This is a genomic window from Actinoplanes sp. NPDC023801 (genome assembly GCF_040639655.1).
Taxonomy (GTDB): domain Bacteria; phylum Actinomycetota; class Actinomycetes; order Mycobacteriales; family Micromonosporaceae; genus Actinoplanes.
In genome coordinates this window covers 294552-317421 of record NZ_JBFAAI010000004.1, presented here as the reverse complement: position 1 = coordinate 317421, position 22870 = coordinate 294552, and the positions used below count along the sequence as shown (strand labels likewise).

Annotated in this window: 24 protein-coding genes; 8 read left to right on the top strand and 16 right to left on the bottom strand. The window is 70.2% G+C overall.

Features of this window, described 5'->3' with window-relative positions:
* Positions 1 to 373 precede the first annotated feature (373 nt).
* The gene (locus AB0G04_RS11420; protein WP_360980402.1) at positions 374 to 1264 is read right to left on the bottom strand and encodes a competence protein CoiA family protein; all 891 of its coding nucleotides are present in this window, start codon (positions 1262 to 1264) and stop codon (positions 374 to 376) included.
* Positions 1265 to 1684: 420 nt separating this feature from the next.
* Here AB0G04_RS11420 and AB0G04_RS11415 point away from each other — a divergent pair, with 420 nt between their 5' ends.
* Positions 1685 to 2302 carry a hypothetical protein gene (locus AB0G04_RS11415; protein ID WP_360980399.1) on the top strand — a complete coding sequence of 206 codons (618 nt, stop codon included), beginning with the start codon at positions 1685 to 1687 and terminating at the stop codon, positions 2300 to 2302.
* A 447-nt stretch (positions 2303 to 2749) separates the two neighbouring features.
* Here AB0G04_RS11415 and AB0G04_RS11410 read toward each other — a convergent pair whose 3' ends face one another.
* Both AB0G04_RS11410 and AB0G04_RS11405 read right to left on the bottom strand, forming a co-directional pair.
* Positions 2750 to 3115, bottom strand: coding sequence for a GntR family transcriptional regulator (locus AB0G04_RS11410; protein ID WP_360980396.1), 366 nt, complete (start codon positions 3113 to 3115; stop codon positions 2750 to 2752).
* Positions 3112 to 3855: a hypothetical protein gene (locus AB0G04_RS11405; protein WP_360980393.1), complete on the bottom strand. Its 744-nt coding sequence runs from the start codon at positions 3853 to 3855 to the stop codon at positions 3112 to 3114. The genes AB0G04_RS11410 and AB0G04_RS11405 overlap by 4 nt, the downstream gene beginning before the upstream one ends.
* A 291-nt stretch (positions 3856 to 4146) precedes the next feature.
* Here AB0G04_RS11405 and AB0G04_RS11400 point away from each other — a divergent pair, with 291 nt between their 5' ends.
* Entirely contained in the window at positions 4147 to 4527 is a 381-nt protein-coding gene (locus AB0G04_RS11400) for a hypothetical protein (RefSeq protein WP_360980390.1), read from the top strand.
* Positions 4528 to 4682: 155 nt separating this feature from the next.
* On the opposite strand, the gene AB0G04_RS11395 is transcribed toward AB0G04_RS11400, so the two are convergent.
* Positions 4683 to 5156, bottom strand: coding sequence for a hypothetical protein (locus tag AB0G04_RS11395; protein ID WP_360980387.1), 474 nt, complete (start codon positions 5154 to 5156; stop codon positions 4683 to 4685).
* A 357-nt stretch (positions 5157 to 5513) separates the two neighbouring features.
* Entirely contained in the window at positions 5514 to 6524 is a 1011-nt protein-coding gene (locus AB0G04_RS11390; protein ID WP_360980384.1) for a lytic polysaccharide monooxygenase, read from the bottom strand.
* Positions 6525 to 6988: 464 nt separating this feature from the next.
* On the opposite strand from AB0G04_RS11390, the gene AB0G04_RS11385 reads away from it, so the two are divergent.
* On the top strand, positions 6989 to 7255 hold the full coding sequence (locus AB0G04_RS11385) for a NucA/NucB deoxyribonuclease domain-containing protein (RefSeq protein ID WP_360980769.1): 267 nt from the start codon (positions 6989 to 6991) through the stop codon (positions 7253 to 7255).
* 26 nt (positions 7256 to 7281) lie between these two features.
* Here the strand turns inward: AB0G04_RS11385 and AB0G04_RS11380 are convergent, their stop codons facing one another.
* Positions 7282 to 7782, bottom strand: a complete 501-nt coding sequence (locus AB0G04_RS11380) for a hypothetical protein (protein ID WP_360980381.1) — start codon at positions 7780 to 7782, stop codon at positions 7282 to 7284.
* A 204-nt stretch (positions 7783 to 7986) separates the two neighbouring features.
* On the opposite strand from AB0G04_RS11380, the gene AB0G04_RS11375 reads away from it, so the two are divergent.
* The gene (locus AB0G04_RS11375; RefSeq protein ID WP_360980378.1) at positions 7987 to 8469 is read left to right on the top strand and encodes a GNAT family N-acetyltransferase; all 483 of its coding nucleotides are present in this window, start codon (positions 7987 to 7989) and stop codon (positions 8467 to 8469) included.
* A gap of 72 nt (positions 8470 to 8541) precedes the next feature.
* Here the strand turns inward: AB0G04_RS11375 and AB0G04_RS11370 are convergent, their stop codons facing one another.
* On the bottom strand, positions 8542 to 9870 hold the full coding sequence (locus AB0G04_RS11370; protein ID WP_360980375.1) for an MFS transporter: 1329 nt from the start codon (positions 9868 to 9870) through the stop codon (positions 8542 to 8544).
* A gap of 233 nt (positions 9871 to 10103) precedes the next feature.
* Between AB0G04_RS11370 and AB0G04_RS11365 the strand changes: the two genes are divergently transcribed.
* On the top strand, positions 10104 to 11045 hold the full coding sequence (locus AB0G04_RS11365; RefSeq protein WP_360980371.1) for a phosphotransferase: 942 nt from the start codon (positions 10104 to 10106) through the stop codon (positions 11043 to 11045).
* A gap of 141 nt (positions 11046 to 11186) precedes the next feature.
* Here AB0G04_RS11365 and AB0G04_RS11360 read toward each other — a convergent pair whose 3' ends face one another.
* The 3 genes from AB0G04_RS11360 to AB0G04_RS11350 all read right to left on the bottom strand — a co-directional run bounded on the left by AB0G04_RS11360 (position 11187) and on the right by AB0G04_RS11350 (position 13057).
* Positions 11187 to 11660, bottom strand: coding sequence for a hypothetical protein (locus tag AB0G04_RS11360; protein WP_360980368.1), 474 nt, complete (start codon positions 11658 to 11660; stop codon positions 11187 to 11189).
* 49 nt (positions 11661 to 11709) lie between these two features.
* Positions 11710 to 12222 carry a hypothetical protein gene (locus tag AB0G04_RS11355; protein ID WP_360980365.1) on the bottom strand — a complete coding sequence of 171 codons (513 nt, stop codon included), beginning with the start codon at positions 12220 to 12222 and terminating at the stop codon, positions 11710 to 11712.
* A 160-nt stretch (positions 12223 to 12382) separates the two neighbouring features.
* Positions 12383 to 13057 carry a TetR/AcrR family transcriptional regulator C-terminal domain-containing protein gene (locus AB0G04_RS11350; RefSeq protein ID WP_360980362.1) on the bottom strand — a complete coding sequence of 225 codons (675 nt, stop codon included), beginning with the start codon at positions 13055 to 13057 and terminating at the stop codon, positions 12383 to 12385.
* 120 nt (positions 13058 to 13177) lie between these two features.
* Here AB0G04_RS11350 and AB0G04_RS11345 point away from each other — a divergent pair, with 120 nt between their 5' ends.
* The gene (locus AB0G04_RS11345) at positions 13178 to 13696 is read left to right on the top strand and encodes a hypothetical protein (protein WP_360980359.1); all 519 of its coding nucleotides are present in this window, start codon (positions 13178 to 13180) and stop codon (positions 13694 to 13696) included.
* Positions 13697 to 13918: 222 nt separating this feature from the next.
* Complete coding sequence (locus AB0G04_RS11340) at positions 13919 to 14218, top strand: hypothetical protein (protein ID WP_360980356.1); 300 nt, start codon at positions 13919 to 13921, stop codon at positions 14216 to 14218.
* Positions 14219 to 14491: 273 nt separating this feature from the next.
* Here AB0G04_RS11340 and AB0G04_RS11335 read toward each other — a convergent pair whose 3' ends face one another.
* Genes AB0G04_RS11335 through AB0G04_RS11325 form a run of 3 tightly spaced genes read right to left on the bottom strand, consistent with a single transcriptional unit; the run spans position 14492 to position 18663 of the window.
* Positions 14492 to 15619 carry an alanine racemase gene (locus tag AB0G04_RS11335; protein ID WP_360980353.1) on the bottom strand — a complete coding sequence of 376 codons (1128 nt, stop codon included), beginning with the start codon at positions 15617 to 15619 and terminating at the stop codon, positions 14492 to 14494.
* Complete coding sequence (locus AB0G04_RS11330; protein WP_360980350.1) at positions 15612 to 17186, bottom strand: IucA/IucC family protein; 1575 nt, start codon at positions 17184 to 17186, stop codon at positions 15612 to 15614. Before AB0G04_RS11330 ends, AB0G04_RS11335 begins: the two co-directional genes overlap by 8 nt.
* Before the next feature lie 22 nt (positions 17187 to 17208).
* A complete protein-coding gene (locus tag AB0G04_RS11325; protein WP_360980347.1) occupies positions 17209 to 18663 on the bottom strand; it encodes an IucA/IucC family protein in 1455 nt (484 codons plus the stop codon).
* Between the two features lie 176 nt (positions 18664 to 18839).
* On the opposite strand from AB0G04_RS11325, the gene AB0G04_RS11320 reads away from it, so the two are divergent.
* The gene (locus AB0G04_RS11320; RefSeq protein ID WP_360980344.1) at positions 18840 to 20510 is read left to right on the top strand and encodes an FAD-binding dehydrogenase; all 1671 of its coding nucleotides are present in this window, start codon (positions 18840 to 18842) and stop codon (positions 20508 to 20510) included.
* Here the strand turns inward: AB0G04_RS11320 and AB0G04_RS11315 are convergent.
* From AB0G04_RS11315 to AB0G04_RS11305, 3 genes are all read right to left on the bottom strand, one after another.
* Entirely contained in the window at positions 20507 to 21487 is a 981-nt protein-coding gene (locus tag AB0G04_RS11315; RefSeq protein ID WP_360980341.1) for an NAD-dependent epimerase/dehydratase family protein, read from the bottom strand. The genes AB0G04_RS11320 and AB0G04_RS11315 overlap by 4 nt on opposite strands.
* Before the next feature lie 74 nt (positions 21488 to 21561).
* A complete protein-coding gene (locus AB0G04_RS11310; protein ID WP_360980338.1) occupies positions 21562 to 22041 on the bottom strand; it encodes a heme-degrading domain-containing protein in 480 nt (159 codons plus the stop codon).
* A gap of 52 nt (positions 22042 to 22093) precedes the next feature.
* On the bottom strand, positions 22094 to 22855 hold the full coding sequence (locus AB0G04_RS11305) for a TSUP family transporter (RefSeq protein WP_360980335.1): 762 nt from the start codon (positions 22853 to 22855) through the stop codon (positions 22094 to 22096).
* Positions 22856 to 22870: the final 15 nt, after the last annotated feature.

Below are 22870 nucleotides of genomic sequence, written 5' to 3'. Positions count from 1 at the left end.
GCAGGCCGACTCGCCTGCCATCCGAACCCCCACACCACAGCACCCCTTGCACCACACGTGTAGCGATCGCCGCCGTCATCGACGGCAGTGCCTGAGCTGGAAGAAGGTGCCGCCAGAGCCGTCTCACACCCGGAGAACGTGCCACCGGATGGGGGAGAGGTACTGGCGGTGGCGCGATGCCACCGCCATGGTGAGCCCGATCGACCCGGGTAAACAGGCCCGCTGACGCGGCGGCGCCCAGCGGTGGGTGGATGTGACCTTCAGGGATCCATTGCTTCCGCCGGCCGGGCGTCCCGGACCTCCACCATCCCGCTCCGGCCGACAACCCGTAGGCAGATCGCTGTACTGAGAGCCATGACGTCTCCGGGACACCTCAGCGGTCGAGAGTGTTCCTGATCTGCATGGCTCGAGCGTGCGATACCTGACTTCCTTGCAACCCTGATGTGTCGGCTGCTTCCGCCTCGCGCTGGGCGGCGGCGGCGCGTTGCCTCGCTCCTTCGACCCAGGCCGCATGCTCAGCGGCCCGCCGCGCTTCGATCCGCCACTGCCTGACTCGCTCATCCTGGGTCTGTGCGGCCAGGTGCGCATAGTGAGGAGCGGTCCACACACGGCGCAGCACATCGTCGTAGTAGACGACTCGGCCGGTCAGGACCCAGCTGACGAAAGACACGAGGTCGGTCTCGGCCAGCAGCCACGTGTCGTCGAAACGGAACAGCCCCTGGGTCACCTGCCACACGTGACCACGGTCGATGGGCGGCCGAACGACGATGGCCGGCACCGCCGAAGACCACGGGTGCTGCCCCACGGTGACCCAGCAGACGGGAATGCCGGCGGCGGTGAACCGGTCTGTGCGCTCGACGGCCTGCTCGGCGGTGATTGAGCTGAGTTGTGCCTCCCATGCCATTGTCCTGGCCCCGTCGGGTGACACCGCCAAGACATCGGCACGCCAATCCCCGTACGGCCCGGTGGCCTCTAGTTCGGCCTGCCATCCCGCTGAGCGCACCGCGGTGGCCAACTCCAGCTTGAGCAGATGATGCTCCATCGTCTCGCGCGCCGCCGGGCAGTCCGGCCGACGCTCGGCATCATGCGCGAAGAACCTCAACCCGCCCGCCGACAGCTTGGCGTGCACCGGGTGCTGGCACTGCTGGCAACGCAGCGGGACGCGCGGACGCCGCCGGTGGATCTGCGGCCATGCCCACCCGCAACCAAGGTCATCAAGCGTGGCGTCCACCCGGCCTCGGTCGGGATGGATCGCGACGAACACCACCGGCTACCTCTGCCGGACTACCGGGTGGCCCTCGCCCGACCGGATTACCGGCCTGGCGTGGAACTCGTAGACCTGCAGCCACGGCCACCGCCGTTCATTGATGCACTGATCCGCCATGCGTACATGATTACTGATTCTTGCTGGATCAAGGCCGGCCGGACTGGACGAAGACGGCCGGTTCGGGTGGACTGTCGAGGTCAACGGGCAGGCCGTGCGGGTTGCTGATATCGGGTGTGCTGGTGGACGTCCTGCAGGGCATATCCCGCGAGGTTCCCGCGCTGCGGGTGAATGGTGAGCGGGCGTGGTGGCCGACCGCGGTGATGTGGGCGGGTGCCCCTGGCGGCGAAGCCATAGCGCTGCCGCTGCCGTCGACCGGCCAAAAGCTGAAGAGCGATGCCCGGCTAAGGTTCGCTGCTGATGGGATCAACATACGAGACGCTACTGGTCGCCGCCGCCCTTGACGCGACCGTGAACGCGCTGCGCGACGCCGGGGTCACCGCGGTGGTGGTGCCATTGGCCGCCGAGCGGGTGGCGGTGATACCTGATGAGGGTGACCGGGACAGCGCACCAGTGCAGTCCATCGGCGAGGACCTGAGTCTGCGCCTGGGTCGTCCGGCATTGGCGATGTACGTCTTCGACTCGCACCTCATCCACTGTTACGTGATCCACGACGGCGAGACTGTCCACACGTACGTCTCCGACGTGGAGATGCTGGTGGAGACGTTCGAGGACGACGACGGCCAGTTCCGCCAGAGGATCGGTGACGTCGTCTACCCGGTCGGCTTCGAGTTCCCCACGGGCCCCATCGGCGACGACCCGGCAGTCTTCGCCCCGTTCGCGGCCGGCCCGCTCGACCTGGGCGCCGTCGGTGCTGCCCTGCGCGGCGAGGACGACGAAGGTAACGACTTGCGTTGGAGAGCCGAACAGCAGCACTGGGCGATCATCGATGCACTCGGCCTTGCGCCGCAGGCGCTGACCACCGCGTATCGCCACTGTGACCCGGCGGTCTTCCCGGCCGCCGTCGTCCTGGAGTAGTCCGGGCCTCACGGCAGCCGGGATGGAGCTGAGAACGGGCTCGGTCACCGAACGCGCGCCTGCAGGGGGAGCCGCAGGGCGCAGTTCCTAGCGTCCTGATGCGGGCGCCGGTCGCGGATCCAGGCCTCGACATCACCGGCCAGCCACACCTTGCCCGCTGGAGGGCCGCGACGAGGGCGGGGAAGTCGGTGCGCTGGGTGAGAGCTGGTAAACACGCTGCCGGCTGATGCCTCTGCGCCGGACCCGGATCTCGTGGGCACCCATCAACTCCACGGCGCCGGCGGAAGCCATGCGTCACCGGGGGTCATACGCACCCATCGGCCCGGGCGTCACCGCGCTACGTCCCGTCCGGCTCGGGCGCGCAGAACCGGTTCCCACCGAAGCGCCTACTTCGGGCAGGGCGGCCGGTGTCCGGTCGGTCGAGAAGCCGATACATCCGTCCGGAGATCATGGTGTCGCCGAGTTCATGACAGCAGCGCGCACGATGCGTAGGGCTTCGGTGGGATTGAGACCTAGCTTGGTCACGGTGGCGGCGTAGGCGGCGGCGGCCGCGTGAGCTTGCTCGCGTGTGTGGTCGCCCGCGGCTGCGACGAACGTGCCAGCGCGACCCCGAGTCTCGACTAAGCCGGCACTTTCCAGTTCGCGGTAGGCGCGGCCAACCGTGTTGACGGCAAGGCTCAGGTCTGCGGCGAGCCGTCGGACGGTGGGCAGCCGCGTCCCGACCGGCAAACCGCGATTCGTGATCTGGCGAGCGAATTGGACGCGAATCTGTTCATAGGGAGGAACGGGCGATTCCTCGTCAATGGTGATCACGAGAAAACACCCTGTGCTCGTGGGGCACGGACATGTTCGGCGGCCCATCCCAACCAGAACAGCAGCGCGAGCAGTGCCAGTGAGGCCAGGGCTGGCATAGACGGCTCGAGGCGAAGGTCGAGAACGGTCCAGCTCAACACCACAGGCAGCAGTGAGGCCAGCACCGTGCGCGCGTCTTCGGCGCGCAGCACGTCATCGATAGCCAAAGACCTAGCGTCGTCAGCTAAGGCGGGTCGCCGCATGATGAGGGAAACCTCAATGACGTCCAAGACGCCAAGCGTTGCCATGAGGGCGACGACTGCGAACTTGATCCGAGCCTCGTGCTGCGGGCTGCCGGCGATGAGGACCAGCAGCCCAGCGCCGAGATACATGAGGACAACCGCTGAGATGAAGCCAGAACCGATCACCTCGCGGGTTCTCAATGGCACGGTGTGAGCGACACGACGGGTCAGCAGCACTGCGACCTGTCGTTCAACAGCCCGACGCCGCCGGCGAACCAGCAGTCGGATGGCAAGAATTGAGATGATGACCGCGCCGAGACCGGCCACGCGCACCAGCGTAGAGCCGGTCTGCAGGATGAACCCGCCGCCAACCGCGCCTGCCATCACGGCGAAACCGAGGTGTTTCTGGGCCTGATGGCGAGCCTCAAGGCGGTGTATGAGCAGCGGCGTCATGCCAGTGGCGGTGAATCCGTGACGTTGAAGCCAGGTTCGAGTTTGCTCTCCCAAAGCGTCGAGCATCTGGATCCCCTGTCTCTAGGTATGTCTCAACACTATGAGACATACTATGGGACATATCAAGTCGTGCGAGAGGCGAGAGGACATCTTCATGCTCTGCCGGATCTGCCGCGGCGGTGCATGCTCGGTCGTACCGCCGAAGCTGGCCTGACCAGCTGAATTTTCGGTTGATTCTCTGTCCTGCGGCGAGACGCAATTGCTCTATGCCGCTGAGTGCCCATGCGGAGGCGGTGCCGCTCCTTGCTGGTCGGCGGACGGCCGCGACGGAAGCGTTCGGCCGGTCACCGTTTGTGCGTGAACGGCATCGATGATCGGTCTCGTTCTCGGCCGGCAGTAATGGCTAGCCTTGGCGCTGTGGCCGGCTGGAAAGAGGAAAGCGTGGCCGGCTTGGCTGCTGGTGTCGATGGTCACGGGACCGTCGCTGGCCCTGTTTGGCTAGATGACGCGCACCGCGCGGCTGCCGAGTGCCGCGCCTACGGGCTGCTGTCTGGTCAAGGCTGGCAGGAGATCGGCGCGGCCCCGCCTTGGGTTCTGCTGATGGCAGCCATCGACGGCGAAGTCGAACCCGGCTTCCTCACAGCGAAGCTGATCCAAGTGATTCTGCCGCTCGCCACCCTCGCCTGGCCCACGTCCAACGCCTGTGGCGTGCCTGGCCCACACTGCTCCTCGCAATGATATCGGCTGCGGTGCTGAGCGCGCTGATCTGGGAGCTACTCTGGGTCACCGCAAACCGGTTCGGTTGAACACCCGCCCTTGCGCTAGGGAACGTCACTGCGTCCAACGCCCGACATCATCCAGTCATGCCGAATTCAGTGTGTTGTCCGCTCTGGCTACTCGGGCCAATCGGCGACGACGACCAAGGGAACCGAGTTCGGTGATCGGTACTCGTCTCCAGGGAAGTACTCGTGCTGATGGCGGTTGATACTCCGGTCATCGGCGGTCATAGCCTGTTCGGCTACGCCGTCCAACGCGTCCCAGACGATGTCTAGAAATTGGCGGCCGCCAGAGAAGTGCAGCGTCGTCGCGCCTCGTAGGCTCACGAGCAGCGGACCGCTGGAGACCTCCTGAGACACTGATCCGTCCGTGATCGCAACGTTCCAGGCCTCCGCGGGCCGGCGAAGATACTGGCTGAGGGCGCGGAGAGCAGACGGGGGACCTGCAAGCTCGAGTTCCCCGTTGTCGACCGAAAGGCGGCAATGCCTGAGCTCGTCCATCCGGGCATTCTTGCTTGCCCATCCCATCGGCCGTGTTCGAGCCTTCCCGACGTCCGGATCTGCCGCGATCCGCGCCTCACCCAGCGCCATAGCTAGGACGGCGGCCGGTGCCCGCTCGCGCAGAAGAGCGGATGCCGCTGATGCAATCCGTGACGGGGAAGCGGGTAAGACTTAGGACTGGTGCGAGCTTGGACACGAACCCAGCGCCATCCACGTTGACACGTCCTGCGAGGCATGTCGGTGAAATGCCCGCGCTGCAAGTGAATGGCGCATGGGCCTGGTGGCCGACCGCGGTGATGTGGGCTGTGCCGTTGCCGGCAGGCCGTCGTCATCGGTAGAGCCGCCGCGGCTGGCTAGGGCCTGTATCGAAGTAGTAGCGCCGCCCACGGAAGGCCCCCTCCGCGATTAGATCGGAGGGGGCCGCAGTGCTACCGGTGAAGCGGACCGTCAGGTCGCGGTGCAGGTGGACGCCGTGGGCGGGGTTCCGGTGCCGATGAAGCCAAAGGTCGCACTGCCGTTGGCCGCCAGCGAGCCGTTGTAGGCGACGTTGGTCGCGACCGTGGACGAACCGCTGGTGCCGAAGGTCGCGTTCCAGCCCTGCTGCACCGTGCCGGTGAAGGACACCGCCCACCCGCGGGTGCCGCCGTTACCGGCCCGGACCTGCACTTCGGCCTGATAGCCACCCTGCCACTGGCCGGCGACCCGGATGGTCGCGGTGCAGCCGCCGGGGACAGGGTTGCTCGGTACCGGGTCGCTGGGGGTCGGGTTGCTCGGTGTGGGGCTGCTGGGGCCCGGGTCTGTTCCCCCGCCGAAGACGACGTCGCTGCACGCGTAGTAGGACTGGTCGAGGTGACTGGCCTGCCAGATCGTGTAAACGATGTGCCGGCCGGTGCGGCTGCCGGCGTTGACCTGGGCGGTGTAAGTCTGAGTGGGGGCCTGTCGCCCGGTCTCGGTCACCAGTTCGAGGTCTCCCCAGGTCAGGCGCTGGGTGAGCGGGTCGAAGCCTTGCCTGGTGATGTAGATCCGCAGGTAGTCGGCTCCGTGGCTGGACGGGTCGTTCAGCTTGAGCGTGAAGCTGTTCGGCTTGTTGACCGCATTCCACCGGCCCGGCACATCCAGTGCGGCATACCGGCCCCCCTGAGTCAGGCCGCCACTGCACAGGGTGCCGTCGGGAACGGCGGCCTGGTGCTGGCCGGCGACGCCCTCACGGAACAGACCGTTCCAGTTGTACATGGCGTTCGGATCGGCCTGATACGCCTGGTAACACATCGGATCCTGGGCCTGCATCCCCGGGCTGCCGGGACTCTGCCAACGCTGGTTGCAGTCGTACGCGCGAGTGACGGGGTCCGACACCGCGCCGTGCGCGGTCGCCGAGCCCGCCAGGATGGCGCTGCCGGCGGCGGTCAACAGGCCGGCGGCCAGCGTGGCCGTAACGACGCGAAGGGTCCGCAATCTCACTGAAACCTCCTGAGGAGTATGGGAGCGCTCCCATCATTGCAGATTGTCGATGTCTTGGCAGTGCGGGATGCGTCATCCGCAGGGCGCACCGTTCTCGCGTGCACTGAGCCCGGCGGACTGGCGTTTCGTCAACGCCTATGCGGTCACCTTCACCTCATCGGAGATTCCGGGTGGTGGCGACCAGATGGAGGGACACCTCACCACGGCGCGCCTCGCCTTCGATACCGCGAGTGGGCATGGCAAGAGGGGGCGGCGGTAGCGGGCACGCCGGAGCGCTACGACTCCGCAACGTACTCCGGCCGGGCCCGGGGTGCAGTCTTCCCGGCCGCTCCCTTGGTGTTCCGGGTCGACGGGCGCGATCCTCAGCAGGACCAGAGCGCCCGGCACATCTTCGACGTCATCCACCGGCCGTCGAGGACCATACCGAACTGGAACGGAAATCGGTGCCATCCCGGTTGACCCGCGTGTACTCGCGGGGGAGGTGCAGGGAATTCTACGGAGAGTGGCCCGGGCAGCTCCAGAACTGCGACGAGTATCCGTTCTCCGCGACCTACGAGGGGTCGCTGACCGGGAATCAGCGCAACGGCGGCCTCGAGCTCTTCTCTGTCCGGATCATCGACGCCGGCGACAATCAGTACGTGGGTCACACCATGCTTCAGATCAACTGCTTCCGGCAGTGGCGCGTGCTGGATGGCGAGCAGTTCGACGTGGTGGTCGACGGCATCAACTGAGCGCGACGAGGATGCGTGGCGCGCAGTCACGCATCCTCGTCGTCGTCCGGCCAGGACGGCTCGTCCGCGATCTTCCACAACTGCAGCCGGTACGCCTCGAAGCGGCCGGGGAAGGGCCCGGGGTCCTCCGGCGCGAAACCGCCGGAGACGCCGCGGTTGTATGCCGCGATCCGGGCGCCATACGTGCCGGCGCCGGTCGGCAGTCGCACCCCGACGTGGACGGCCGGCTCCAGGGCCTGGATCGAGCTGATCCGTCCGCCGGGCAGGGCCAGCTCGGCCACCGCGACCTCGTCCGGCGTTCCCCCGGGGGTACCGGGCGGGTCGTCCCAGACCTCGACCGCGACGGACGCCGTGCCGGTGTCGATCGCGCGGGCGACGACGGCGTTGGGGCCCCACGCGAAGAACCCGTGCCCGAGTGTCCGGCGGGCGGCTTCGAAGTTCTCACCCTCGTCGCACGTCGGATCGAAGATGGTGAAGAGCCGATACTGCGGGTTCACGGTGAACGAATACTCGAACACGACCGTCATGCCGCCCAACCTAGAGGGCCTCGTTGTCCCTCGCGGTCACCGGAGACGTTCGGCCGACGGGCGTGGCCGCGGCCGGGGTGTGCCTTGCACGTCGGCCCGGACGAGGACACCTCCGCCGGTACGGTCGGGATGGGATTCCACGGTGTCATCGGCGCGCGGCGATGTGATCGAATGCTGCGGTTCGATGATCGGGAGGGGATTCGCGTGAGTGGTGTCCGGCAGTTCCGGTGGGACGACTACGAGGCGGTCGCCGAGGTGTGGCGGGCGGCCGGCATCGACGTCGTCGGCCGCGCCGAACTCGAAGCGAAACTCACCCGCGATCCCGAGTTGTTCCTGGTCGCCGAACCGCTCACGCCACCGCGGGCGTCTGCTCGGGCCCTCGGTCCGCGGTACCCCGGCGAGCCGGAAGGGGTGACCTCGATCGCCGGGGTGGTGATGGGAACCTACGACGGACGGCGAGGGTGGATCTTCCGGCTCGCGGTCCATCCCGGACACCGCCGTCACGGGCTGGCCTCCAGCCTCGTCGCGGAACTCGAACGCCGGCTCGCGGATCTCGGCTGTCCGCGGGTCAACCTGCTGGTAATGCCGGACAACGAGGCAGGGCTGCGTTTCTGGCAGCACCGCGGATACCTGCCCTGCCCGGACATCCTCTGCACCAAGCCATTACCCAGCCACCCATCCTCCTAGGACGCTCGAGGCGGTGTGCGCAGATCACCACGCCGCCCGGCCACCGTGGTGATCTGCGGGTGAAGTGGCCGGCTACCGGGTTCGCTGGACCAGCACCCGCGAGAGCAGGACCGTGATCAGGCCGGCGGCGACCACGCTGAGCAGCCCCACCCGCAGACTGGTCCGGTCGGCGAGCAACCCGATGAGTGGCGGCGAGAGCAAGAACCCGCCGCGCAGGAGCCAGCTGACGACGGTCAGGCCGGTTCCGGGGGACAGGCCGGGCAACTCGTCGGCGGTGTGCATGGCGGCCGGTACCAGGGTCGCCACACCCAGCCCGGCGAGTGCGAACCCGGCCAGCGTGCCCGGTACCGAGGGCACGGCCAAGACGGCCGCCATCCCGATCGCCGCGAGGGCGCCGCCGGCCCGGACGACGGTTCGCTGGCCGAAACGGTCGACGACCCGGTCGCCGGTGAGCCGCCCGATCGTCATCGCGGTCTGCATGGCGACGACGGCCAGGCCGCCGAGAGCGGCGCTGGTACTCAGGTCACCGGTCATGTAGACCGCACCCCAGGAGGCGCCGGCGTCCTCGACGAGCGCGCCGCAGGCGGCCAGGACGCCGAGTACGGCGAGCATCCGGGCGGCGTTGCCACCGGAGACCGGAGATCGGCGAGCGCCCGCCGCGGGTGTGACCGGCGACGGACCGCTGGAGGCCCGGCCTGTGGTGTCACCGGCCGGGGAGCTGCCCGCGGAGGACGGGTGATCCGTGCCGTCCGGCGGGACGCTGCCGGAGGCGGCGACCTCGGGAGCGGACGTGGCGGCGACGCGTTCGGTGTCGTCGGCGCCGGGCAGCAGATAGCGGTAGGCGGCGACGGCGACGACGGAGGACAGGACGGCCGAGATGGTCAGGTGCAGGTGAAGCGGCAGCGAGAGGCCCGCCGCGGCCGAGCCCATCAGCCCGCCCAGCACGGCGCCGATGCTCCACACGCCGTGCAGCGAGTTGACGATGGACCGGCTGTAGAGACGTTGTACCCGCAGCCCGTGCGCATTCTGGGCGACGTCGACGATCGAGTCGAGGCAACCGACGACGAACAGTGCGGCGGCGAGGGTCCAGGCGTTGGGTGCCACCGCCACGGCGAGGGTGGCGGCGGTGGTCAGGATGATGCCGAACGCACCGGTCCGTGACGACCGGAACCGGCGGATCACGACACCGGCAGCCAGGCCGGCGAGGAGAGCGCCGACCGGGAACGCGGCGATCGCCGCGCCGAGGGCGGCGTTGCTGAGCCCGAGTTCGGTTTTGATCTCCGGGTATCGCGGGACGATGTTGAAGTAGATGGCGCCGTTTGTCAGGAAGAGCGTCGCGATGGCGGCGCGCGCTCGGCGGGCCTGCCGCGTGGGTGCCGCGGCGGTGGTCGCAGTGGACATGGGGCCTCCGGTCGAGGGGATCGCGGCACGCCGCGAGAAGCGCCCATGGGCGGGGTGACGGCCGGTTCCGGGTCCGCGATGGCGGCGCTCACGGCTCTGTGATCGTACGGACGACGCGCACCGGATTCGCGACGGCCATCACGTCCGCCGGAAGATCCCCGGTGACGGCGCCCGCGTGGACAGGGTGCGGAAATCAGTGGCCGCCGCGAGTCGACGGCGGCAGGATCCCCGCTGTGACACTGCATCAGGACGAGATCACCGTCGACGAGGCACTGGTCCGGCACGTGCTCACGGAGCAGTGCCCGCAATGGGCCGCCCTGCCGCTCGCCCCCGCCGGAGCGGGTACCGAGAACACCATGTTCCGGCTCGGCGAGGATCTGCTGGTGCGCTTTCCCCGTACGGTCGGGAAGGCTGCCTCGTTGCGCAAGGAGCGGGAGTGGCTCCCGCGCCTGGCCCCGCACCTGGGTCTGCGGATCCCCGCCCCCGTCTTCGCGGGAGTCCCCTCGCCCGCGTTCCCGGCCGACTGGTCGGTGTTCGGATGGATCGACGGGGCGGAGCCGCTGCTGCCGGCATCCGGAGTGCCGGCACCCGCAGCCGAGGAGAACGGCGCCGGGTTCGTCAGCGACTGGGCCGCCTTCGGTGCCGACCTCGCGGAGTTCGTCGGTGAGTTGCACGGCATCGGCCTGATGGGCGCGAGCCGGACCGGTGTCCTGAGCTGGTATCGCGGTGGCGATCTGCAGTCATGCGACGGCTGGGTGACCGAGAGCCTCGATCGCTGCCGTGAACTGCTCGGCGCGGAGCTCGCCGTCGACACCCTCGAGGGGTACTGGCGCGCCGGCCTCGCCCTCCCCGGCTCCCCGCATCCGCACGTCTGGCTGCACGGTGACCTCAAACCCACGAACCTGCTGGTGAAAGCGGGCCGCCTGGATGCGGTGATCGATTTCGGCGCGCTCTCGGTGGGACATCCCGACGCCGAGTACTCGACCGTCTGGGACCTGCCGGAGCCCGCCCGCACCGCCTACCGGAACGCCCTGCAGGTGGACGACGCGACCTGGGCGCGGGCGCGGGCCTGGGCCGTCGCGGTGGCCGCGAGTGGTGTCGCCTACTACTGGCACACGTTCCCGGCCTTCGTCGCCGAGTGCCGCGCCCGCCTCGAGAACATCCTTACAACCTAGAATCCTAGGATGCCTTAGGCGGTGCGGCAAGCCGCACCTGATCAAAAACGACGGCTTCGCCGACAACCCAGGATTTGGTACGGAAGCCGGGTTCCCTGCCGATGCGGTGCCCGAATCACCGCGCACGCTTCCTCGGCAAGGTCAGAGGGCGATCGGGCGATACTCCAGAGCCGCGTCGACCATCTGCTCCGGCGTGGGATCCGGGCCGAGTTCCGCGGGCGGGTGGAAGATCAGCGCCGACGCGTCGGGCCGGGTGAGGTTGGTGTCGAAGAGCAGGGTGTACCAGTCGGCGTCCGGGTCGTCGGCCTGTGGTCCGGGGCCGGCCATGATGCGGCGGGCGATCTCGATCAGTTCGGCGCGGGTGATGTCCGGTACCCGCGGAAAGGCCGGGCGGGCCACGAGGTGGGCGAAGGTCTCGGCGGAACCCCACTCGCCGTACACGTGGAAGTCGTGTGCGGTCCAGTCGCCGCCGGTGCCGGCGTTGAAGGCGGCGATCTCGTCGGCGTAGGGCGAGCCGTCGTCCATGAGGCCGGCGATGCGAGTGACGGCGGCGGCGAGTTCGGCGATCCGCACGGGGGCGACCGGCGGTGGCAGCAGTTCGGGGCGCAGGTTCACGCCGGCCTTCCGTGTCCGCCGTACGCGGGCGGCGTGGTGCGGTGGGTCGTCATTCGGCTTCGAAGCCGCCGTGGTCGCGGGCGACGGCGAGCCAGCGCAGCCAGTCCTGCCATTTCTGGTCGGTCTCGAGTTCGGTGCGCAGGCCGTCCGGGGTGCGGGTGTAGGCGTCGAGGGCCTCGTCGATCTCCTTGGCGGTGATCAGCCAGCGGTCGTTGCTGAGGAGTTTGAAGGCGGGGATGCCGAGGCGTCCGGGGACGGTCTGGGCACGCCAGTCGTCGTCGTTGCCGGGGCGGTCGTTCTCGTCACCGGAATCCCAGGTCCGTGGCTGGGCGGGGTAGCCCATCCCGGCGCGTTCCATCTTCTCGTTGATGTCGGCGAACTTGCGGTAGCGGAACTCCCACGGGTTGTCCTCGCCGGGGCGGTCGGCGGCGGCGCGGGCGAGCAGCCGGTAGAGGGCGGCCTCGCAGTCGGGTTCGTGCGCGCAGAGGGGACCGGCCTGCTGGCATGCGGTCAGGCGGCTGCGGGCGGCGGCGCAGTCGGCCAACTCAAGATCGATTGCCACATCTTCGATAATCGCCGGTGGCGGGCGGTTCCGCCAGGGTTCCGCAGGGTGCCCGTGATCGGATCCGGTCAGCCGGTGCGGAATCGGCACGGTGTCGAAGCGCCCTGCCGGAAACGGTCAGCCCGGCGGAAACGGGTCGTATGGGGCCGCGGTTCCGGGGCTATGTGGCGATCTGCTGTTCGAGGCCGTCGAGAAGGGCGTGGAGGCCGAACTCGAAGGCCTTGTCGGGAGCGGCGGCGTAGTCGGTCGCGGCCGGGGTTTCCAGGCGGGCTCGCAGGCGCGGGTAGCCCATGGCGATCTGCTGGGCCTTGGCCATTGCGGCTTGGAGTTGTTCTTCGGCGGTGGCGTCGTCCCGGTTCAGTTTGCGGGTGAGTGAGGCGGTCGCTGCGGCGCCGGCCGCGTTGCCCAGTACGTAGGTGAACACGGCGGCGGCGGCCTGGTCGGCCCGGGCGCCGGTGAAGCCGGCGGCCTCGTAGACGGCGAGGCTGTGGTCGTCGTGGCGGGCTTTGCCGTCGCCGTAGAGGACATGTGCGGCGAGAGCCTGCACCAGCCACGGATGCCGGCTGAACATCGCGTACAGGTCGGTGGCCATGGCGGTGGCCGCGGTGCGCCAGCCGACCGCCTCCAGGTCGGGCAGGGCGAGTTCGCCCCACACCTGGTCGGTGGCGAGCAGGACGAGGTTGTCCTTGTTCTGGACGTGCCAGTACACGGCGGTGGCCGCGGAGCCGAGTCGTTGGCCCAGGGCGCGCATGTTCAGGCCTTCGAGGCCCTCGGCGTCGAGCAGTTCGACGGCGGTACGGACGATCTGGTCTTGGGTCAGGGTGTCGCGTGGCATGCCTCGTACGCTACGGGGCCACTTGCACAATGTTCAAGAACTCTCTTGCACATTGTTCAAGTCGGGGGATACGGTCCTCGTCACCAGTTACTTGAACTAAGTACAAGTTGAGGGGTTCCGATGCACACCATCGCCGCCGTCATGCAGTTGCTCGTCGCCGTCGCGTTTCTCAGCATCCCGGTCGTACGCCATCGCTTCGGTCCGGCCGCGAAGGCCGCCGCGGTGGCCGAGCTCCGCCGCCAGAACGTCCGCCCCGAGGTGCTGGAGGAGAACAAGCTCCGGTTCGACGCCGGTGGGCACGAAACCGCGGCGCCGATGGCCGTCGCTGCCGTGATGACCGTCACCGCCGCCCTGAACTTCGCCGGCGCCGACCCGGCCCAGCTACTGACGTGGATCTTCTCCTCGCTGGTCGTGCTGATGAACGCGGCGATCGTCCACAGCAACCTCACGGCGGTGAAGTCCGTAGAGGCGGCCTTCCGCCGCAAAGGCGACCCGGAGCTGGCCCGCGTCGAGGTCGCGGCCTTCCTCCGCGCCGCCGAGGACGCCTTCCCTCACTGGGTCCGCGCCCAGGCATACCTGCGCAACACAGTGGTGTTCGCCGGCTCCGCTGTCGCCCTGGTCGCCGTCTCCCTCGTCTAGGGAGCCACGAACCCGGACCATGGCGGGCCGCCGCCCACCGGCGAGAACGGCTACACGTTGCTGCGCACCGGTCCGGCCGGCGATCCCCGATCACCGGACGGGTGGGGCGGCGTGCGAACGAGGTACCCGATTCGCTGCAAGGATTGAGCATCGACGACCGTTAGGTTGTCCGGCCGGGGTGTGCGGTGCCCGGGCCGGCCATTTCGTGAAGGAGGCGTGGCGGTGGGGCTCGGGGTGTATGTCGAGAACCAGGTGCACGAGCGACGCTATGCCGGCGGGCAGGCGAGCTCCTCGCTGCAACGCCTGGTGGCGGCGAGCGACCGGGAGCGGCATCACCTGGTGTCGAGGATCGACTCCTACGGCGACACCATGATCAACCTGATCCAGCTGCCGCAGCTGACCGCGGAGCTGGACGATATCGCGAGCCGCAAACCGGAGCTCCGGGTCGACGTGCAGGCGCTGGGGGCGCTCATCGAGGAGGCGACCCGGGCGCGCGGATATCTCTGGATCTGCGGTGACTGAGGCCGGACCCGGCCCGCGAAGCGATCATGACGCCCTCAGCCGGGACCGGGCAATCGACATCCCGGCGCATCACTGACGGTGATCTCCGCTGATCTTCAGAAGCTGCTCCTCAGAAGCGAATACGCGATAGATCCTCACACGACTCGGCCAGTCGGACGGGCCTCGACGGAGCGGCGTCGGAGCGCCCCGCCGCAACCGGTCGGCCCGGCGGAAACGGCATGCCGTCGGAGCACCGTCTCGGAACCGGTCGGCGGGGCCGGGACCCGCACAGTGTCAGAGCACCACGAAGGTGGGTGGGTCGTGGCGCAGGAACTCGTGGTGGGAGATGTCCCAGCCGTAGGCGCCGGCCCGGCCGAACAGCAGCAGGTCGCCGGCGCGCAGGTGGGGGACGTACTGGCCGCGGGTGAGGACGTCGCGGGGGGTGCAGAGTTCGCCGACGGCGTCGATCTCGGTGTCGTGGACCTCGGGGCGCGGGTAGGGGTGGGGCCAGTCGTCGATCGGGACGACGGTGAACGGGTGGGAGTAGCCCCAGGCGGCGGGGAGCCGGAAGTGGTGGGTGCCGCCGCGGAGTACGGCGAAGGTGCGGCCGTGGGTGGTCTTGAGGTCGAGGACCTCGGCGGCGTACCAGCCGGCGTCGGCGGCCAGGTAGCGGCCGGGTTCGAGGATGAGCTCGACGTTGCCGGGCACGGTCACGGAGGACAGTGGGGCGGGGTCGATCGAGGCGTCGCTGAGGTAGTCGACGCCGAGACCTCCACCGGCGTTGACGATCCGCAGGCTCAGGTCGTGCCGCTGTGCGGTCCTCCCGGCCCAGGTCAGGCAGTCGGTGAGGAAGGCGGCGTGGGCGGGGCCGTCGAGGTTGTTGGAGACGGCGTGCAGGTGGAAGCCGATGACGCGCAGGCCGGGTGGTGTGTCGGCGAGGACCTGGGGGAGCTGGGTCTCGTCGATGCCGAACGGGGTGGGTGTGCCGGTCATGCTGTGGCTGCCGGTGAGTGCGGTGGTGGCCCGGTTGACGCGCAGGCACACGTCGGCGTGGATGCCGAGGGCGGCCAGGCGGCGTAGTTCGTGCGGGCTCTCCACGTTGAGCAGGGCGCCGGCGTGGACGGCGGCGGCGAGTTCGGCGTCGGTCTTGGCGGGGCCGCCGAAGACGATGCGGCGGGCGCCGGCTTGTACGGCCAGGGACAGTTCGCCGCCGGATGCGACTTCGAGGCCGTCGCAGACGTCGGCGAGGGTGCGGATGACGTCGGGGTGGCCGTTGGCTTTCACCGCGTACAGCAGGGTGGTGCCGGCCGGGAGTGCGGCGCGCAGGGTCGCGGCGCGGGAGCGGAGTGCGGCGGTGTCGTAGACGTAGGCGCAGCGGGGTGCGGGCAGGCGGCGCAGGGCCGCGGTGATGTGGTCAGTCATGCAGGGGGTTGCCGACCGGGATGTGGATGTCGCCGGTGCCGGCCAGGCGCATCCGGACGAGGGCCTTGTGCGGGACGGTGGCGGCGATGAGCCAGCTGTGGTCGGCGGCGGCGTGCCGGTGGGTGCCGAGGTGGTCGTAGGTGTCGTCGACGATGTCGCGGATGAGGCGCCAGGCGTGGGTCTCGTCGAGGTGGTGCGATTCGCCGAGCCGGATGACGATTTCGCCGAGGTGGGCCTGCAGGGCGGTGTAGCCGAGTTTGGCGCGCAGGATCTCGGTGTCGCCGGTGGCGACGACGGAGCCGGGCCACAGGTCGAGGTGGTGGCCGGCGTCGGCGAGCCGGCCGGGGTGCAGGCGCAGGCCCGCGAGGTCGCGCAGGGCGAGGCGGTGGGGGTGGCCGCCGGTGAAGGTGGGCAGGCAGTTCTGCAGGTGGGCTTCGAGGGCGACGCCGTCGGCGAGCAGCCGCAGTAGTGGGGGCAGCAGGAGGCGGGTGTAGGCGGTGAGCCAGGAGGCCGGATCGCCGCCGGCGGTGTCGACCAGGGTGCCGGCCAGCAGCGGCAGGGCGTTGCCGGGGATGGCCTGCTCGCCGGGCTGGAGGCGGCCGGTGAGGCCGGTGCGGGCGATGGCGGAGAGGTCGCGGCCGCTGCCGGCGGGGACGGCGGCGCCGGCGGGTTCGGTCATGAGTAGCAGCCGGTGGCCGTCGGGGTCGTTGTCGAGCATGCGGGTGAGCAGGGCTGACAGGGCGGGGCCGTTGCGGGTGCTGGCGACGCTGATGCTGCGGCGGGTGGAGGTGACCTGGATGTCGAGGCTGAGTTTGAGGTAGTGGCCGCCGGGCAGGAGCAGGGTCCGCAGGGCGGCGGTGGGGATGGCGTCGATCTGGCCGTCGAGGCGGCACAGGGTGCCGTCGGTGAACAGGTCGCGGTAGCGGTGGGTGACGGTGCCGAGTTGCCAGGCGTGTACGGGTTGGACGCGGTGGCCGGGCGGTGCGTCGGGGATGCCGTCGATGCGGGTGCGCAGCCAGTCGCCGAGGTCGTCGCCGAGGTGTGAGTCGTCGCGGACGGCGACGAAGCCGATGGGGGTGTGGCCGGCTTCGAGGTCGTGGGCGAGGACGTCGCCGGTGTCCCAGCCGAGGCGGGTGCGGCCGCAGGGGTGCAGGTTGTGGCCGGCGACGGCGAGGCGTTCGTGGCGGATGGCGGTGCTGTCGGGGTCGTCGCCGGTGGGGAGGTGGTCGCCGCGGCGGGCGAGTGCCAGTGCCAGGTTGATGACGGCGTTGCGGATCTCGGCGGACATGCTGCCGTTCGGGTCGATGCCGGCGAGCAGGTCGACGGGGTCGGCGACGCCGGCGTTGGGGTATTCGACGCGGTTGAAGGCGTGCCGGGTGCCGCCGGCGGTGGCCGGGGTGAGGTTTTCGCGGACCAGGGCGGCGCGCAGGCGGCGGCCGACGGTGTCGGCGGCGTAGGGCAGGTTGCGCACGAAGTTGTCGACGAGGCGGGGTTCGTGGACGGCGAGCGCGGCTTCGGTGTGGGCGGCGGCCGCGGCGAGTCGGCCGGTGCTGACGATGCGGATCATCGGGGGTCCTTCCGCGACAGGCTCATGCGTGCGCCGCCATCGGGTTGGGCAGGTGGGTCCAGCGGTCGTGCAGGGGGTTGGCGGCCAGTCGCATGGCGGTGGTCGCTTTGACCGGCAGGGGGTCGGTGAGCAGCGCTTTCGTGTCGGCGGTGCCGTGCAGGGAGGTGGCGATGATCTGCCACAGGCGGTCGGGGTCGGCCTGGAGGGCGGTGATCATCTGGCGGGCTACGCCGGCGAGGGCGGCGGCGGCGAGTTTGGTGCGGAGTTCGGTGTCGTCGCTGGTGGGCAGGTCGCCGATCAGTGGTGGCATCGGGTGGCCGGCGGCGGTGAGGCGGCCGGCGTGGACGCGGACGCCGCCGAGGTCGCGGTAGAGGGTCCGGACGATGCGCCGGTTGCGGATGAGGACGAGGGTGTTCTGGCCGTGGGCCTCCAGGGCGACGCCGCGTTCGAGGAGGCGGGTCAGGGGGCGGAAGAAGACCAGGCCCAGGTCTTTCATGATCTGGTACGGGTCGCCGAGTGCGGTCAGCAGCGACGGTGTGGTGGCGAGGACGCCGAGCGGGACGGCGCCGGCGGGGGGTGCCTGCCGGATCAGGTGGGCGAGGCGCCGGTCGGGTCCGTGGTCGGTGATGACGGCGCCCGCGGAGGTTTCGGTGAGCACGTCCAGTGGCAGGTCGGCGGTGAGGGTGGTCAGCAGGGCGGACAGCAGGGGTCCGTTGCGGACGGCGGCGGGGGAGACGGTGCGGACGGCGGAGGTCATCTGTACGTCCACGGCGGTCTTGATGTGCGGGCCGCCGTCGAGGGGCGCGACGGTGCGCAGTGACATGAGGGGGCGTACCGGGCCGGTTTGTCCGTCGTCGGTGAGCCATCGGTACTGTTCGCGCAGCCGGATGGCCTGCCAGGGGTGGGCGAGCAGGACGGGTGCGCCGTCGCCGTGCCAGCGGGCGGCGGGTACCCGGAGGCGGTGCAGCCGGAACACCGGCCGGTGTTCGGGGGCGTAGGCGAGGATGTCGGCGGTGGTCATGCCGGCGCGGGTGCGGCAGCAGGGGTGCAGGGGGTGCCCGTCGACGAGGAGTTGTTCGATCTCGCCGGGTTGCGGGTCGTCGGGTATGCGCGGTGGGTGCGGGTTGGCGGCGCGGGCCAGGGCGAGGTTGGCGACGCTGCCGGCGAGTTCGGCGGCCAGCGGTGCTCCGGGCCAGAGCAGGGCGGCGAGGTGGGCCGGGTCGTCGGTGGGGATGCCGTCGACGGTCACGGTCAGGCCGGCGGGTGGTTCGGTGAACGGTGTGGCGGCTGCGGCCGGATAGGTGAGCCGGGTGTGTGCCGATCGGGGCAGGGTTTCGGTGTGGCAGGCGGTCAGCAGGCGGCCCATGACGGCTGCGCGGGCGCCGGGCAGGGCGGCGTCGTAGGGCTTGAGCAGGTCGGGGCGTAGCTGCGCGAGTTGCGAGCGGGTGCCGGCGGGATCGGCGGTGGGTTGCGGCACCCCACCATTGTTGCCGTCGCCGGGTGGGGCGGTCGTGGGGGAGCGTGTGAGCGGCCGGGGTCACACCGCGGTCGGCATGGGTGGGCGACTCCATGCCCAGGTGTCGTCGCGGGGCAGCGTATTTCCCCCGGGCCAGGAATCCGATAAATTTTCGTATTCGATCGAGGGGGAGTGCCGTGGACGTCGACGTCATCGTGGTGGGAGCGGGCCTGGCCGGGCTGGCCGCCGCCCACGAGATAACCAGCGCCGGTAAGACGGTCGCCCTGCTCGATCAGGAGAACGCCGCGAACCTCGGCGGGCAGGCGTTCTGGTCGTTCGGTGGCCTGTTCTTCGTCGGCAGCCCCGAGCAGCGCCGCGCTCGCATCCGCGACAGTGTGGAGCTGGCCTGGGCGGACTGGAGCAACAGTGCCGGCTTCGACCGCCTCGGCGACGAGGATGTGCAGGCGGTCAAGTGGGCGCGCGCGTACGTGGAGTTCGCCGCCGGCGAGAAGCGGTCCTGGCTCGCGTCGATGGGGATGACCTGGCTGCCGTTCGCGGGCTGGGCCGAACGCGGTGACCTGCGCGCCGCCGGGCACGGCAACTCGGTGCCCCGTTTCCACATCACCTGGGGCACCGGCACCGGCGTGGTCGCCCCGTTCGTCGCGGCGGCGCACCGTGCCGCCGACAGCGGGCTGCTGCGTTTCCACCACCGGCACCGCGTCGACGAGCTGATCGTCGAGAACGGGGCGGTCACCGGCGTACGCGGGACGTTGCTCGCCCCCGACGACGCGGCCCGCGGTGTCACCTCCAACCGCGACGCCGCCGGCGACTTCGAACTGCGCGCGCAGGCGGTCGTCGTGACCACCGGCGGTATCGGCGCCAACCATGACCTGGTCCGCCGGTACTGGCCGGCGCGTCTGGGCAGCGCGCCGAAGTTCATGGTCACCGGTGTGCCGGCCTACGTGGACGGCCGGATGCTGCAGATCGCCGAGGACGCCGGGGTGCGGCTGGTCAACCGTGACCGGATGTGGCACTACACCGAAGGCGTGCAGAACTGGGATCCGATCTGGCCGGGCCACGGTATCCGCATCCTGTCGGCGCCGTCACCGCTGTGGCTCGACGCTCTCGGGCAGCGGCTGCCGGCACCGTACTTTCCCAGTTACGACACCCTCGGCACGCTGAAGTATCTGCGTACCACGCCGGGGATCGCCGAACACGACCACTCGTGGTTCCTGCTCACCCAGCGGATCATCGAGAAGGAGTTCGCGCTGTCCGGTTCGGAGCAGAACCCCGACATCACCGCCGGTGACCGGCGCGGGTTCATCAAGCAGCGGCTGTTCGGCAAGGGGGCACCCGGGCCGGTCGAGGCGTTCAAACGGCACGGCGCGGACTTCGTGGTCGCGGGTGGTCTCGACGAGCTGGTGGCCGGCATGAACAAGCTGACCGGGCAGCCGCTGCTCGATGCGGCGACGGTCCGTGCGCAGGTCGAGGCCCGTGACTCGCAGATCGCCAACAAGGTCACCAAGGACGCGCAGGTGCAGGGCATCCACAACTCGCGCCGCTACATCGGCGACCGGATCGGGCGTACGTCGGCCCCGCACCGGCTGCTCGACCCGGCGGCCGGGCCGCTGATCGCCGTCAAGTTGCACATCCTCACCCGCAAGACCCTCGGTGGTATCCAGACCGACCTGGACTCGCGGGCGCTGGGCGCCGACGGCAGCCCGATCAGCGGCCTGTACGCGGCCGGTGAGGTGGCCGGCTTCGGCGGCGGCGGTGTGCACGGCTACAACGCCCTGGAAGGGACCTTCCTGGGCGGCTGCCTGTTCAGTGGCCGCGCCGCCGGCCGGCACGCAACCCGCTCGCTCTAGCTTCCCAGCAGGTCGGCCTCGATTTTCGGGTCGAGGCCGACGACGGGCCGGTCGTCGCGCTGCGGGGCGCTGCCGGGCAGCGACGACAGCCACGCCCACGTGTCGGCGACCGTCTCGCGGACCGGCCGGCACCGCAGACCGGCCGCTACCGCCCGGCTCACGTCACCGTCGTGCAGGAACGTGTGCAGCGGGCCGGGCGGCAGCCAGCACGGCAGTTGGATCCACGGCGCGATCCCGGCGGCCAGGATCTTCTCCGGGGCGATCCAGCGCAGGTCCGCCCGGGAGCCGGTGACCTCGGCGGCGGTCTCCAGCAGTTGCGCCATCGTGGTGTGGCCGGGTTCGCTGACCACGTTGAACGGGCCGCTCGCGCCGGCGGCGGCCGCGTCGAGCAGGAACGCGGCCAGGTCACGGGCGTCGACGTACTGCAGCGGCAGGTCGCGCGGGCCGGGCGCCAGGGTGGGCCCGCCGCGGTGCAGCCGGGTCAGCCACCACGGCAGCCGGCCGATGTCCTCGTGCGGGCCGAGGATCAGACCGGCCCGGGCCAGCAGCAACGGGCCACCGAACGCCTCGGCCGCCCGTTCGCCGCGCAGCTTGTCACCGGCGTAGCCCGGCTCGTCGCCGGCGACGAGCGGTGCGTTCTCGTCGAGTTGCGGCACGGCCGCCGCCGACTCGTCGTAGTGGTAGACGGAGCGGCTGGACACGTACGAGAAATGCCCTGCTCTGCCGTTGAGCGCAGCGGCGGCCGCAGCCACCGCGGACGCGTCGGCCGACCAGGTGTCCACGACCGCGTCCCAGGTGCCGTCCCGCAGCGCCGCGAGCCCGCCGTCGGTGAGCCGGTCGCCGGTCAGTACCCGCACCCCGGCGACCGGAAACCGCAGGCCCCGGTTGAACACCGTCACGTCGTCGCCGCGCGACACCGCCAGTTCGGCCACCGCCCGGCCGACGAAACCACTACCGCCCAGCACCAGAATCCGCATGCGGCGAGCCTGCCGGACCGGGCCGCGACACGCCCACGGAAGTCTGCCGACAGCAGAGGCCGTGCGCTGTCAGCTCAACGCGCCGCCAGGAACGTCTCGATCGCCTCGACGACCAGGGCGTGGTCGTCGGCCTGCGGCAGGCCGGAGACGGTCACCACCCCGATCAACCCGGCACCGGGCAGCCGTACCGGGAACGCGCCGCCGTGCGCGGCGTAGCGCGCCGGGTCGACGCCCTGGGAGGCGTCCAGTTCCCGGCCCTTGGCCGCCAGCCGCCGCCCCACCAGGTACGACGACGCCCCGTACCGGTACACCACGCGCACCTTGCGGGCGATCCAGGCGTCGTTGTCGGCCGTCGAGCCGGGCAGCGCCGCGTGGAACAGCTGCTGCTGCCCGCGCCGGATGTCCAGGGCCACCGGCAGTTGCCGCTCGGCGGCCATCCGTACCAGCAGGCTGCCCAGCTCCCACGCGTCGGTCTCGGTGAAACTCGGGAAGACCAGGCGGTTCTCCTGCTCCTCGATGGCGGCGATCAGCTTCTGCGGGTCCTCGGAACTCATGGCGTCATTGTGGCAATTCACGATCCGGTCACCTGCGGGGACCGGCGCCGGCTCACGATTCGGACCAGTGCAGGTAGCCGAGCCGGGCGATCAACGCGAGCACGACGACCAGCAGCACGACGCGGACGAACCCGGCGCCGCGGCGCAACGCCATCCGCGCGCCGATGACGGCGCCGACGATGTTGCAAACCGCCATGGCGGCGCCCAGTTTCCACGCCACGTGGCCGGTGGCGGCGAACACCACCAGCGCGCCGAGGTTGGTGGCCGTGTTGACGATCTTCGCCATGGCCGAGCCGTGCACGAAGTCCGCGCCGATGATCGCGGTGAACGCCAGCACCAGGAACGTGCCGGTGCCCGGGCCGATCAGGCCGTCGTAGAGGGCGATCAGGCCACCGGCGACGGCCACCGCGGTGCCGCGCCGCCACGGTGTGCGTTTCTCCAGGTGCTCGGCCAGGCCCATCTGCGGGCGTACGGTGACGAACACCGCCACCGCCACCAGCACACCGATGATCACCGGCCGGTACGCCGACGCGGGGATCGCCCCGGCCAGTGCCGCGCCGCAGCCGGAGCAGAGCAGCGCCAGTGCCGCCGACGGGCCGGCCACCCCCCAGTCGATCTTGGTGCGGCGTGCGTAGGTGACCGCCGCCGTCGACGTGCCGCAGATCGCCGCGAGCTTGTTGGTGCCCAGGGCGGTGGCCGTGCCCAGCTGCGGTGCCACCACCAGCAGGGCCGGCAGCAGCAGCAGACCGCCACCGCCGACGACCGCGTCCACCCAGCCGGCCGCGAGCGCGGCCAGCAGCAGTGTCGCGATCATCGGCCGCGCCGGTGT